The 12,775-nt window shown below is 58.5% G+C and carries 10 protein-coding genes and 1 pseudogene; 6 read left to right on the top strand and 5 right to left on the bottom strand.

The genetic code is table 11. The features are described 5' to 3' along the window. Positions 1-283: ATP-binding protein (locus RPS27_RS30785; protein WP_313754914.1), on the top strand; the 283-nt coding region annotated here is incomplete at its 5' end. A 706-nt stretch (positions 284-989) separates the two neighbouring features. Here the strand turns inward: RPS27_RS30785 and RPS27_RS30780 are convergent. Then, on the bottom strand, positions 990-1,196 hold the full coding sequence (locus RPS27_RS30780) for a cold-shock protein (protein ID WP_128929882.1): 207 nt from the start codon (positions 1,194-1,196) through the stop codon (positions 990-992). A gap of 1,135 nt (positions 1,197-2,331) precedes the next feature. Next, the gene (locus RPS27_RS30775; protein WP_232995634.1) at positions 2,332-2,565 is read right to left on the bottom strand and encodes a hypothetical protein; all 234 of its coding nucleotides are present in this window, start codon (positions 2,563-2,565) and stop codon (positions 2,332-2,334) included. A gap of 308 nt (positions 2,566-2,873) precedes the next feature. Here RPS27_RS30775 and RPS27_RS30770 point away from each other — a divergent pair. After that, a pseudogene (locus tag RPS27_RS30770) lies at positions 2,874-3,135 on the top strand (transposase); the annotation flags it as partial. Between the two features lie 579 nt (positions 3,136-3,714). Here RPS27_RS30770 and rpoN read toward each other — a convergent pair. Further along, a complete protein-coding gene (rpoN, locus tag RPS27_RS30765) occupies positions 3,715-5,319 on the bottom strand; it encodes an RNA polymerase factor sigma-54 (RefSeq protein ID WP_128929881.1) in 1,605 nt (534 codons plus the stop codon). 1,262 nt (positions 5,320-6,581) lie between these two features. Between rpoN and RPS27_RS30760 the strand changes: the two genes are divergently transcribed. After that, positions 6,582-7,667 carry a uridylate kinase gene (locus RPS27_RS30760; RefSeq protein WP_128955125.1) on the top strand — a complete coding sequence of 362 codons (1,086 nt, stop codon included), beginning with the start codon at positions 6,582-6,584 and terminating at the stop codon, positions 7,665-7,667. 580 nt (positions 7,668-8,247) lie between these two features. On the opposite strand, the gene ectB is transcribed toward RPS27_RS30760, so the two are convergent. Both ectB and RPS27_RS30750 read right to left on the bottom strand, forming a co-directional pair. Then, complete coding sequence (gene ectB, locus RPS27_RS30755; protein WP_128929879.1) at positions 8,248-9,528, bottom strand: diaminobutyrate--2-oxoglutarate transaminase; 1,281 nt, start codon at positions 9,526-9,528, stop codon at positions 8,248-8,250. Positions 9,529-9,973: 445 nt separating this feature from the next. Then, a complete protein-coding gene (locus RPS27_RS30750) occupies positions 9,974-10,699 on the bottom strand; it encodes an outer membrane protein (protein ID WP_128955124.1) in 726 nt (241 codons plus the stop codon). Positions 10,700-11,565: 866 nt separating this feature from the next. Here RPS27_RS30750 and tnpB point away from each other — a divergent pair. The 3 genes from tnpB (at position 11,566) to RPS27_RS30740 (ending at position 12,533) form a co-directional block, all read left to right on the top strand. Next, positions 11,566-11,832 (top strand): IS66 family insertion sequence element accessory protein TnpB, encoded by a 267-nt coding sequence (gene tnpB / locus RPS27_RS39785; RefSeq protein WP_367401008.1) that lies wholly within the window; start codon positions 11,566-11,568, stop codon positions 11,830-11,832. Positions 11,833-11,901: 69 nt separating this feature from the next. Further along, positions 11,902-12,303: a transposase gene (locus tag RPS27_RS30745; protein WP_232995633.1), complete on the top strand. Its 402-nt coding sequence runs from the start codon at positions 11,902-11,904 to the stop codon at positions 12,301-12,303. Further along, entirely contained in the window at positions 12,300-12,533 is a 234-nt protein-coding gene (locus tag RPS27_RS30740; RefSeq protein ID WP_232995632.1) for an IS66 family transposase zinc-finger binding domain-containing protein, read from the top strand. Before RPS27_RS30745 ends, RPS27_RS30740 begins: the two co-directional genes overlap by 4 nt. The last annotated feature ends 242 nt before the right edge of the window (positions 12,534-12,775 follow it).

The raw sequence follows: 12,775 nt of genomic DNA, 5'->3' as shown, positions 1-12,775 counted from the left end.
TTACGTCACCAAGGATCAGGCCGAGACCAGCGTGCTGTTCGAGCTCATCAGTGCACGCTACGAGCGCCGCTCGATGCTGATCACCGCCAATCAGCCATTCGGCGAATGGAACAGGGTCTTCCCGGACCCCGCCATGACCCTGGCCGCTATCGATCGCCTCGTTCATCACGCCACCATCGTCGAGATGAACGTCGAGAGCTATCGCAGACGGACCGCCCTCGAACGAAAACGCGGTCCCGGACGGCCGCCATCGCACGCGACACCCAAAACCGTCGCTGATTGACGCTGCGCGACAATCAGAGTTCAACAAAACTCTTGCGCGCGACAATCATCGCGGCAATCATCATCAGGCCGCGACACGCCTCGCCATCCTGATTGCCGCGCACTTCCTACCCAGATTGCCGCGCTACAGCCTAGATCAAGCCCCCATAGTTACACGCTCACAAGACGTGGCTTCGTTCGATCCAGCGTCAAATAGGTCCCGTGCTGGACTTGCGGCGAGATCTGCGAGCGAGCGTCGACAATGCCGGCTCATACGAGGAGTCCCCACCGCGCCCTGCCTCCCGCCCTGGCACCGATACGCTCGACCAGCGCTCTTCACACGCGGCCGGGCCGAGTTCTTACTTGAAGAGCGTCGCCCACAGGCAGCCGACCATCTCGCGTGCAATGGCGGTGGTGACGATCACCCCGGCTTTGCTGGCCGCCGACAAGGGGTGATAGAGGATGCACAGCTTGACCTGGGCTCTTTGCCCGCTTGTTGATTGGTCGGCGCGATTAGGATGATCCCTAAGTTGCGAACTTCCTCGCCGCGCACTCCTTGGGCCATCGCAACCGAAATCGTTGCCTTGTGTACATCCAGCCCTACGAAAATGCTATGGTTCATCAGGCCCGCTCCCCATGCTTGGGGTTCGGCGCCGGACCATCCGGCGCAACCCTCGATAGGAGCTTGCCGCGGGGCCGCCCGTCACCTCACAGGGCGGACAAAGGGTCTAGGGGATGCTGAGGTCCTCTGCAAAGGTTCGGCCTGCCGCACTGGTCCTGAGCTCGTAGCAAATTCGTATGCCTTCGGCTAAGTCGCTTCTTCCGGCTTTTGCGACCGCGCTGGCGTGTACGAATACGTCCGGACCTCCGTCATCCGGTCTGATGAAGCCATATCCCTTTCTTGCGTTGAACCATTTCACGATACCTGTTGCCATGTGTCGAACTCCGGCGTCTTCAAAAGCTAACAAAAAGTACGCACTCAGCCAGCGAAGCTCATGCCGCACGCAAGGGCGCTGTAGAACAATGTAAGATTGCGAAAGAAGGTAAAAAGCCGTCGGTATGCCATACAATTGCGTATCTCACTTGATGCGCTCGCTTGTGCTCCATGAAAAGTGCGATCGCGGCGCGACAAGATTGCGGACTTTGGTGCACTGTCAGCTTGCCGTTGCTCAACGCAAGGCGTCATTATCGCATGTCCGAGCGACGCAGGTTGGAAGAAGAGTGAAAGGTGGTGGTGACCGTCATTCGCCGTCAGGCGCACCGCTCGGCGCAAAGCGGTCGAGCAAGTGCGCCGGTCGGTTTGGATGAGATCTACGGCGGTGAAAGCGGACACGGCGCTAGTGGGGGCAGCTGTGGCCGCTCGCATGGAATCCAAGCGAGAGCTCATGTCGCTACTTCGGATATAAGATGCACCGCCGCTTGCGATTGCAGCGCCTCGGCGCCAAAGTGTTGGCAGAAGTATCCTGACAAAAGTCATCGAGCACCTGTTCTCGCGAGAGACCAATGCATCTATTCTCATTGGCCGTTAAGCAAGTAGCGTGCCGCGCCTTATGACAACGGGACCAACTGCCGACTAGGTTGCTCTGCCGTTTTGGTTCTGGTGATGTAGGAGTGTGGGAGAGACTATGCTCCTGCTCGCAGCATTGCCTCGGCCGCAGAACATTTGGGCCGTTGCCCAGAAGCTTGAGAGTGACGCTCAATCTCCTGAGATAGGTCCTGGCGCTATGAGGGAGAGGCTCTTGCCGCATGTAGGCGGTCCATGACGGTATGCGCGGCAGCAGTTGCAGCGCCCATGCTGCCATCGTTGGACATCTAACATGGGCAGCTGGCGCAAAACTAACAATAATCGTACTGCCTGGTGTTAGATCAAGCGCACCGTTGCTGAAACCCGGCGGACGCGCGCTTGGCCCGACAAGTGGCGCGGACGATCTCGGGGACCGCGAGCAGGCCTGGAGCACTTCGGGATCAGGTGCGCGTGCAGGATCGATTGCACCTCGTTCTTGAGCCGCGCGATGCCGCACGACCTGGTAGCGCCGCGCCGCTAGCCGACGCTTGCGTTCCGTCTCTGCGTCAGGCGTCCGGATCTGCGGCAGGTGCCGCGGGCGCCTGCAGACACGCGAGTGTGCCGGCATCGATCTTGTCGGTCTCGACTTGAGCCTGGGCGATCGCCTTCACCTGATGCGAATTGGCGACAATCACGCGTGCCACGAACGACGCCAGAACCGGCGACACCGCCACTCTGTTCGCGGTCGCTTCGACCACCACCGCATCACTGGCCAGCAGGGTCTTGCCAAAACCGTCCAACGCAGTCCGCGTCTATATCAATACGGCCCGCATGTCGGAGGCTGCCATCCTCCCAAACCACCACCTCTCCGAGGTTCGGACGTCGATGTCAATCACCCGTCGCACTTGCACCTCCTGCCAAATCAGACCACATGACGGGAGCTACGGGCGACACGACAACTACGGATGCGCGCTCTCAGCGCAACCGGGCTGGTCGCAGAGGCGGCCAGCTACTAACCCGAGCTCGTGGCTGATCGTATGCATCGGCCTGCCCGCACCTTGGTGCTCCCGGTGCCTCTCTCCCGATGGTTGCACCATACGCCACTATCTTGAATATCGCAGCGGGACATCGGCACCGAGAAACTCAAATACCGGTTACCAATCCGATCGAGCGCCTCAACGGCAAGATCAAGCGGCGATCCGAGGTCGTCGGCATCTTCCCTAACGGAGACGCAATCGCCGACCTAATCGATGCGACCCTGTCGAGCAGAACGACGAATGTGCGGTCCAGGCGCCCGCTACATGACGCCGGAAAGCATCGCGCCATTAAGCGATGAATTCATCGTCGGTCTGCCCGACGTGGCAGGCTGATGCCTTCCGACCCGCCTGCCGGAAAATCGCAGGTAACCTACCGTCAGCTACACCATGCCCCGGCAGGGTGCTGGCAGCGGAGCTTGCGTCAATTGGATCGAACGTCTCTTCGTTTCTCAGCATTTGAGGCGCGGTATCTACCCGTCGAGGAGCGGCCTAGGCATCAACACGGCGATCTTGTGAGACGAAGTGTTCAAGCGTCCCACAGGATGCTCGCCGATGGCATCTTATGGTTCATCAGTGCAGGGTTGACCAAGCAATTTAGCGGCAGAGCTCCAATCGATGCTTCGGATGCCCTGCTTAAACCAGTCAACCCATTTCTTGCTTATGAAAATCGCGTAGCAGCCTGAGAGAGGATCACGCTCACGCGGGGCCATCGGGGCTGCGAAAGGATGCAGCCGTTGCCCCTGAGCCTAGCAGAACGGCCGTCGGGGCGACTTAACGCCCCAATTGGCCGTCTTCAATCTAAGGGCTTTAGGCGGTTGGGGGCAATCCCCGGCGCCTAGCAAGCTTGATGGTCCTGCCTGACAGCTCAACTATGCGTTTCTCCGCCGCTGTGAACGAAATCCTTCAATAGGATCAAGCCGCCTCCGTACGGTCTGGGGAATTGAGCGGAGTCGTTGAGGAAACATAGCCGAGAGCAGCTTGCTTCTGGCGCCGTCGCTCCACGGACGGAGGGATGCCCATTTTGCCACGGTATTTTGCGACCGTCCGGCGCGCTATATCGATCCCAGAGGAACGCAATAGCTCGACGATTGCGTCATCTGAGAGCACTGATGCTTGGGCCTCGGAGTCGATGAGCCTCTTAATGCGGTGGCGAACAGCCTCTGCCGAGTGAGCCGTCTCGCCGACGGCTGAAGCAATGGATGGTTTGAAGAAGTATTTGAGCTCGAACCGTCCACGATTGGAGGCCATGTACTTGTTGTTCGTTACGCGTGAAACGGTGGACTCATGCACCCCCGCGGCGTCGGCCACTGCTTTCAGATTGAGGGGTCGTAGATGCTCTACGCCGTAGGAGAAAAAGTCATGTTGCTGACGCACAATTTCGCTCGCAACTTTCAAGATTGTGTTCGCACGTCTCTCAAGTGAACTTACCAGCCAGCGTGCATCAGACCACTTATTGGCCAGGTAGGCCTTGTCATTACGGTTGCGCATTTTGCCCTTGAAATCGCGATAATAAACCTGATTCAGCGAAATGCTGGGAAACGCTTCACTGTTCAGCTCGACTACCCAATTGTGGTGATGACCCCGGCGAACAAAGACATCTGGGATCAAAAGTTCCAGGCGCACCGAACCAAACTTATGTCCCGGCTTCGAGTCGAGTGACCGAAGTTCCGCAATCATATCGGCGATGTCCTCATCGCTCTCTCCGCAAACGCTGCGCAGGGCAGGAACCCCCTCAGGTACAAGAGCGAGGTTCTCAACCAGTGCCTGCATCGCTGGGTCATAGCGGTTGCGCTCGCGCAGCTGGATCGCGAAACATTCTTTCAAAGAACGAGCGAAGACGCCAGGAGGGTCAAACGTCTGCAATGTTGCCAGAACGAGATCAACATCTGTTTGCGAGGCCCCCAGCCGTTTGGCGGCATTTCCTAGGTCTTGCGGCAAGTATCCGGCGTCATCGACGAGGTCGATTAGATAGCGTCCGATGAGTCGCTTTGTGGGCGACGTCAGCGCGAGTCCGAGCTGCTCGGTCAAATGATCGCGGAGGGTGATCTCTTTCGGTACGCACGCCTCTAGATTATAGTCTTCCTGACAAGATCGGCTGCGGGACGCCTCTGTGCCGACGTCCAGCCGATCTTGGTCCGAATTCTGAGGAATGTCCTCATCAAATGGCTCGGAATGAAGATCGTCAAGCTCCGGGCTGGGCGCCGCGTCGAGCTCGGGGCGAGTGCCAGGGTCTACGCTCAAGCCGTCTTGTTGGCTATTGTCGAACGCGTCGCTGTCAAGATCACTAGCGTCGTCCGGACCGCTGGCTTCGCTGAAGAGGTCGGTCGTTGTTCCGGCATCCTCTTGCGTCAGCATGTCTATGTCGCGCTCCAGCAATGGATTGCACTCGAGCTCCTCCTCCACGAAATCAGCCAGATCGAGATTAGACAATTTCAGCAGCTTTATCGCCTTCGCCAGGCGCGGCGATAGTACGGCTGATTGCGATTGCCGAACATTCTGCTGATATCCCAGGCTCATTGTAAGGTCTCTCCCCGGCTGATGTACGGCGTCTGTATGCGAGTTACCAATTGATGTTCGGCACGCAGACGGTTGTGGATATGGAAGCGCAAGGCGATCTCCCGCCCTACAGGCGCAGAGTCCCCTCTCGCTCTATCTTCATAGAATGTTTGATGGCCGCCTGTGGGGAGGCCAAGGATGCGGCCTGCTGTTGATAGTCTGGTTCTGGTGAACCGAGACGAGGGCGCCACGACAATGAACTGTCCAGTTGGCAAATAGAATCTGCGTTCTGATTGCCAGAGGCCATAGTTTTTGCCGGGTTTCGCATCGAAGTTGTCGCGGCGACCTACGCCGCAGGCGTGTGTCATCGTCCGGCCTTTCCACACAATACGTTCTTGGCCTGACACGATTGGCGCGCCTCGATTGTTAACAGGCGCAGGACCGGACTGCTTACCGGCGGTGGTCGCTCCAGCTGAAAAAAAGCGAGGGCTTTGTGTCCCGGCGGGGCCCGGGCTGAGGTAGAGCGCATATAATCGCTTGGTGCTGTCCCCGCCGAGGGTGGCATAGGGTCCGGAGCGCTTTTTGCAACGCTCCGCTTGCCGCTGCGGTCGCAGCACCATCTTGGGAACGCGTTCCCAGAGGCGAGCTCTTCCGTGCAAGGCCGTATTTGGCCAAATTCTGGCTCGGCGCAGTGGGTCGCCCGTTCGAGTGAACCGGGCGAAACACGTCGCTCCATCGCAGGTCTGGGGCGGCAAGTGCCGGAGACCGGGCAGCAACAACGCGGCGTGCCGGACATCATTCAACGGACTGAGCAAGAGGCCTCCCGAGATCTGTTCAGTGGAAGCATCAGCAAGAGGTGTGCCAAGCCAGTACGCCGGATGCCGCTCATGTCCCTTGTTGATGATCTCAGGTAGTGATGCAGTACGACGGAGCTCGCTGCGGTGTGTGAACTAGCGGCCCGATCGACCTTTGTGGCAACCGCAACAATCAAGATGGGCGACATCGAACAACGCGGGATGGAGGTCTCAGGCAACTAGCGCGCCATTGTTTAGGTGCATCGTCCTGTGCTGCCGCAACACGCCCAAGCCGCCAGCGAGATGCCGGGCGGCGCTAATCGTGAGCTATCTCGTGGTACAGCTATTGCTGCGACGATGACAAGCCTAGCGCGAGGAGCAGCTCTCAAGAAGCAGCCGGATGTCGAGCGCGCGAAGCGGCTCGTCGTCTGATCTAATGCGGCGCCGGGTGAGTTAAAGCAAGTGATCTCGCACGTTGGGCCACGGCGCATGTCAATCAAAGTAATGAAGTTTGGGGGATCGAGCTTTCGTGATGCGGAGGCGTACCGCGCTGTCTCCAGACATATAGTAGATAGGCTTGCAAATGACGCGCGGCAAGTCGTGGTCGTCGTTAGCGCGATGCACGGCCAGACGGACGTACTGAAGTCTCTAGCGCTCTCTGTGAATGAAATCTGCAGCACCGTTGCCTTGGACACCGTCCTGACAGCGGGAGAAATGATTTCCGCTGGACTTCTTGAGGCAGCATTGCAAAGACACTCGGTGCCGACATCATCGCTCTTTGGCTATTCGATTGGAATCAAGACATCCTTGGTTCTAGGTAGGACGGTCATCGAGGAGGTCGACAACAAACCGCTGCTAAAGGCGCTCGATTATGGCCGCGTGGTAATCCTTGCCGGAGCGCAGGGTCTGGATGAAGGTGGACGGGTCTCAATGCTCGGCCGCAATAGCTCGGATTTGACTGCGGTAATAGCCGCCGATATGGTGGGAAGTGGCGTTTGCGAAGTCTACTCGGATGTCTGTGGCATCTACTCCGCCGATCCGAGGATTGTGAGGCAAGCAAGGCTGCTCCCGACAGTCTCCTATGCCAACGCAAGTCGGATAGCACGCTGCGGGGCGAAAGTGCTTCACCATGGCGCAATCGACTATGCTGCCGGCCGGAGAATAGCCATCTCCTGCAAATCGTTACTGCCGAATGAGATGGCCGGTACTTTGGTGACTGACGCAGGAGGCGGGGTTTGCGTGGTCATCAACCCGTCAGCAACACGGGTTGCATTTCAAAGCGTCTTCGAAAAACGTAATGCTGAAGACGTTTTACGAAGGCTTGGTATCATGTGGATCGATCTCGAGCAGGATGAAAGCCCCGAGGGGTATTTGACGCATGACGCGGAGGCCGCGCTTACCGCTCTGCATCGGGAAGGCATCCACCCCGTGAGGAGTGCGCAGAAGATTGTTGTTTTAGCGCTCACCGGGTCCAAGCCAAAGACATACGAATTGCGAGATCTTGAGGCCGCTTCTTACTGTGCTCAGAGGGTCCATGCAGAGCTCCGCACTAGTGGGGTGGAAGCACCTCACTAGCCATCACCTCCTGATTGGCGATATACCGCGCTGCAGGTCGGGAGAGCCGGCTACTCACCGCGGAAATGAGTCGTCAGCGGCAACTTCACCTCCCTTGTAGAAGTCTTGAGATGGCTTGTCACGATGACCATCGCCGAGCGGACCGATCCTTCGATAAGTGCATTCCGCTACTGGGCAGTTGAGTTACGCAACGCCAGAACGCACGATCTGCCAGGTGCCTGCCAGGCAAGTGATGCGCAACCAATTACCGCGCGCCCAACATGCAAACGGCCTTCGTTAGCCTACTGGTTCTGTAGCCGGGCTCACCGTGAGTGCGGGCGGTTAGCGTATCCGTATCCGAGTCCAGGTTGACCTGGGCCGCAGTGTGATGCGGGTAGGCGACCTGCCCGACGACTAGGCCCGTCCCCAGGGAGCTAGTCGACTGAAGCTGGAACATGTTCAGGGAGAAACAAGAGTTAGACGGTCGTGGTACTCGAAGTGTAGCACCAGCGAGATGCGGAACAGGTGCTAGCCTGCCGCGGTGATCAAGCGTCTGGCGTGAGGCCTCGCCGAGGCAGCGAGGCCCGATGCAGATGTCATGTCAGAGCGGGGCTGCTTCCGCTAAGCTATCTTCAAAGATGTCCAAACCCTTAGTCAGCGTCTCCGGGTCGATCGTTAGCGGAGGAAAGAATTTGATGACCTCGTCCGCCGGGCCGCATCGTTCAATGATGAGGCCCCTATCGTACGCCTTGCGTGCTGCAGTCTCAGCGAGGTGAGTATTTCGGCAATCAAAGCCGAGCGCCATTCCGCGGCCGCGGACAGTGAAGTGGTCTCCATGCGCGCGCGCAATAGCATTAAGCCGGTGACGCATCAGCGTTCCCAGTCGATAAATGCTTTGCGAAAAGATCTCAGTGCGCCAGTAGATATTCAAAGCTGCAGTTGCAGAGACAAGCGCTAGGTTATTTCCTCGAAAGGTGCCCGTGTGCTCTCCCGGTTCCCATATATCAATTGCCTCTTTGATCAACAACATGGATAACGGCAGACCATATCCACTTAAGGACTTCGACAATATTACGACATCTGGTGACAACTCGGCGAACTCAAAGCTGAAGAAATCGCCAGTACGGCCGCAACCCATCTGAATATCGTCGACGATAAATATGGCTCCAATCTCTGCCGCTAGGGCTTGTACGGATCGTAGCCATTCCTTTTGAGCGACGTTGATGCCGCCCTCCCCCTGTACTGTTTCAAGGAGAATGGCGGCTGGCGCATCGATGCCGCTGCTAGAGTCCAGCAATATGTTCCGCAGGTGCTCCGCCGTATCAATCTCATCTCCAAGATAACCATCATAGGGCATTATCGTGACGCCGGACAGGGGGACTCCACTGGCTTCGCGAAGAAAGCGACTGCTGGTCGCAGCCGCGGCGCCGAGACTGAGGCCATGATAACCACGTGTGAATGAAATGATGTTGTGGCGCCCGGTTACTTTACGCGCCAGCTTCAATGCCGCCTCAACGCCATTGGCACCTGTAGGTCCAGTAAATTGAAATCGATAATCCAAGCCCCGCTCACGAAGAATAACTGAGTTGAAAGTCTCCATAAAGTCGACCTTGGCCGGAGTGGCCATATCGAGGCCGTGAACGACAGCATCAGATCCCAGATATTCTGTAATAGCTGCCTTTAGCTGATGATTGTTGTGGCCGTAATTGAGCGCTCCAGCCCCGGAAAAGAAGTCGATGAACCGTTCGCCCGTCTCGCTTAGCAGAAAGGGCCCGCGCGCATGACTAAAGCACGCTGGGAAGAGACGCGAGTACAGGCGAACGTTGGATTCCAACGTTTCTAACGTTCGAAGAGTACGTGAGGGGTCGGCAGAGTTATTCATGATCGCACCTTCACTTTGTCCATGAATATGGCTGGTGCACGTGACATACTCCACCATGCGGAATATTAAACCTCTCAGCGTTGGTAGTCCCTCGTCGAGCGAGGGAGAATCGTCGAGCCGGTGCGACGCTGTTGCGGTTTGGTCAGGAGGCCATTCACTAAGCGCGGCTTGAATACGGCTGGCATGCGCACTGTTGCCGATGCCGGACGGCTCGCCGTGGCAATATCAAGCTTCCAACATCGAGCTTGAGGCGGCGATATAGGGACTCGTCGGAGGCCAGACCGTGATCGCCGGGCGAAGCGAGCCTAATTATACGCAGCCCTCATGGATCAAGAGAGCTGATAACACCTATTGAAAGGCCGACGGCGATACAGGACGATGACCCTGGACAAAGAGCCCCGGCAGGCGCCGGGGCCCTCGATCATTGATTGAGAAACTGAGATCCTTATTTGCTCGCGAGTGGCCAGCCAAACTTGTAGTTGAGGCGGGCGGTGACGAGATCAAAGTCCTGACGAATGCGGTCGTTTCCTAGTCCTGTTGCGAAGCTAACGTCACTAGCCGGCATGAACACGTGGTCGTACTCGATGCCAGCTGACCAGTTCGGTGTTAGGCTAATCTCAAGACCGGCACCGGCCGTACCTCCCCAACGTGTGGTATCCGCGTCGCCCAGAAAGCCAGCCGAATTAGTGATCCGATAAGTGCTCCCTACCACAGCCGCGCCCGCTTTGGCGTAGAGCAGTACGTTGCCGGCCGAATAGCCAATCTGGCCGGTCAGCAAGCCGAAACCGTCGATGTTTGTGTGATTGGTGGTGCCCGGGTTGGCAATGCTAACGTTTGAGCCGCTGAGATCGGCCCAGTTGCCCAGCCCTTCGAGTCCGAGCACGGTATTGCCGAATTGCCAACGATATCCAATCTGGCCCCCTACTGTGCCGCCGGTTGCGTCGTGAGAGCCCTCGGGGATAGAGCCGAGAAAATCCCAGGAGTTATGGCTCGAGCCCCAGCCGCCATTGACGCCGGCATAGAAGCCGCTCCAGTCGTAGAGCGCGATGACAGCCGGGCTGGGCGTCGGCGTATTCGGAAATGCGGGACGCGCGGCGAGATCTGCGGCAGACGCGGACGTCGCAGCGGCCATCGCAAGAATGCTCGCGCAAACGAGTGACTGCTTTTTCATTTCGGTTGTTACTCTCTTTAATGGCCCCCAGTGTGGCCGTTGTATCAGCGCTTACGCGAATTGCTGTACCTGAAGTGCAACAGAGCTCGACGATAGCAGAGCCGAACCTGACGTAGTGTCAGGTTGTGAAGAGATAGTGCGAGCATGGCGCGCAGGCGTCGGAATTCGAGGCGAACGAAGGCGCCTGCGGCGCTCGATGTTGCGTGTTGGCTCGTGTAGCAAATGATAGCTGACAGTGCGTGCCGGCTGCGGCCCGGATGTATACGCCGTTATAGGCTTTTGTTGAATGCGGAACGAGAGCGCGTAAGCGCTTAGCGAGAGCGGATAGCTGTGCGAAGAAGCGTCCGGCTTGGATCGAGGTTTAGATGGGATTAGACGGCAAAAAGGATGTCCATTTGGACGTCTCATCGGCGAGGTCGGTGAGCCGGCTGGAGGTTCTTGGAGGACCTTCGGGGCGCCGCGTGCGTTCGGAGGCTGAGAGCCGCCTCGCACGGCGGCAACACGCCTCGCTCCCGAAACTGCCGTCGCCAATCGTAGATCTGCTAGCGCGTCGCTCCGTGCTTGCGCGCCCCTCGGCCACCGCGACACGGGATAACAGACTCTCGGCGACTTATCCGAGTCGCATCCGACATTCGCGCCGCTGATCGTGGGAGATGCGTCGGAGGAGTGTCAAGTTCCGCGATCAAGCTTGAGACGCCGCAATCGACGATGTCGTGTTGCAGACGGATACGGCGACAGATGGCGAGCAGCTGTCCGGGGTGATCCGCAAGGTGCGAGCGTCACGATGATCGCGGCCGCTGCTGATAAGAGTTACATTGCAACCGGCCGATCGACTTCCACTGTCGCCACGATGGGCTTACGGCGAAGTGCAGGAGATACTTCGTCTTGATCCATTCAGCGGAGGCGCCTTCGCGTTCCGATCGAAACGAGCGGACCGGATCAAGACTTTTGTCTGGGATCGAACGGGCCTGGTGTTGGTGCACAAGCGTCTTGAAGGTTGCAAGTTCGTTTGGCCAACGATCGCAGACGGCGTGATGCGGATATCACCGGCGATGTTCGCGGCACTGTTCGAGGGGCTGGATTGGAGGTTGGTCCGCCCGGAAGAAGCACGGCGCCCCCAGGCGGCGGGATAACTGCGGCAGAATGACTCGGCAGCTATTTTGAGCGTGGCACGCGCGGCGGCGATGTGCTCGAAATAGCGCATGAGCATCGCGGCGCTGCGCGACGAAAATGAACAACTGAAAGCCCTTTTGGCGCAAACGCGGGCGGCCTTGAGCGAGCATCAGGGGGCGCTGGCGGCGTCGGAGGAAGCGCAGCGTCGGCTGGAGGTCATCCTCGGCGAATTGCGGCGCGACAGGTTCGGCGCGAAATCCGAGAAGCTGCGGCCAGATCAGTATCATTTACCGTTGGAAGACGTGGAGATCGCGCAAGGCATCCTGGACGCGGCGCAGGAGAGAGCCGAGGCTGTGATCAAGGGCCGATCGCGGAGCGTACCGGATCAAGGTTCTCATCGCAATCGCGGCTGCTTGCCTGCCCATTTGCCGCGCGTGGAACGGATCATCGAGCCTGCGAGCACGCTCTGCCCGTGCGGTTGCGGACCATGACGAAGATCGGCGAGGACGTCAGCAAGCGCCTTGACGTGATCCCGGCGCAATGGCGCGTGCTGGTCACACGCCGCCCGAAATACATCTGCCGCCGCTACTCCGGCACTGTCGTGCAGGCGCATGCGCCGGAGCACGTCGTACTCAGCGGGCCGCCGACCGAAGCGGCCATTGCGCACGTGATCGTCTTGTCGCGCGGCGATCAGGATGGAAGGCAGCGTCAATCAAGGTGAGAGAGTTTCGCTGGGCTCGTGACGTAGGGAGGGCGTAGCCCGACCGGAGTTACGAGCCCAGCGTCGGCGCGATCCCTAGGAGGACCGCGCCGACTGGTGATCGCGGCCGGTCGGGATTATGCAAGTGGTTCTTCCGCCAAGAGGAATCACTCGCGTGCCCGGCCGACACATCACAGATCACCAGATGAGATGGGATGGTTGCCGCCCTCCCCAGACGGCATCGTAATGTGCCAAGAACGCAG

Origin of the sequence: Bradyrhizobium sp. WYCCWR 12699 (genome assembly GCF_032144035.1) — a bacterium.
Classification (GTDB): Bacteria; Pseudomonadota; Alphaproteobacteria; order Rhizobiales; family Xanthobacteraceae; genus Bradyrhizobium.
The sequence above is the reverse complement of the archived record's forward strand: the minus strand, read 5'-3'. Positions and strand labels throughout refer to the sequence as shown.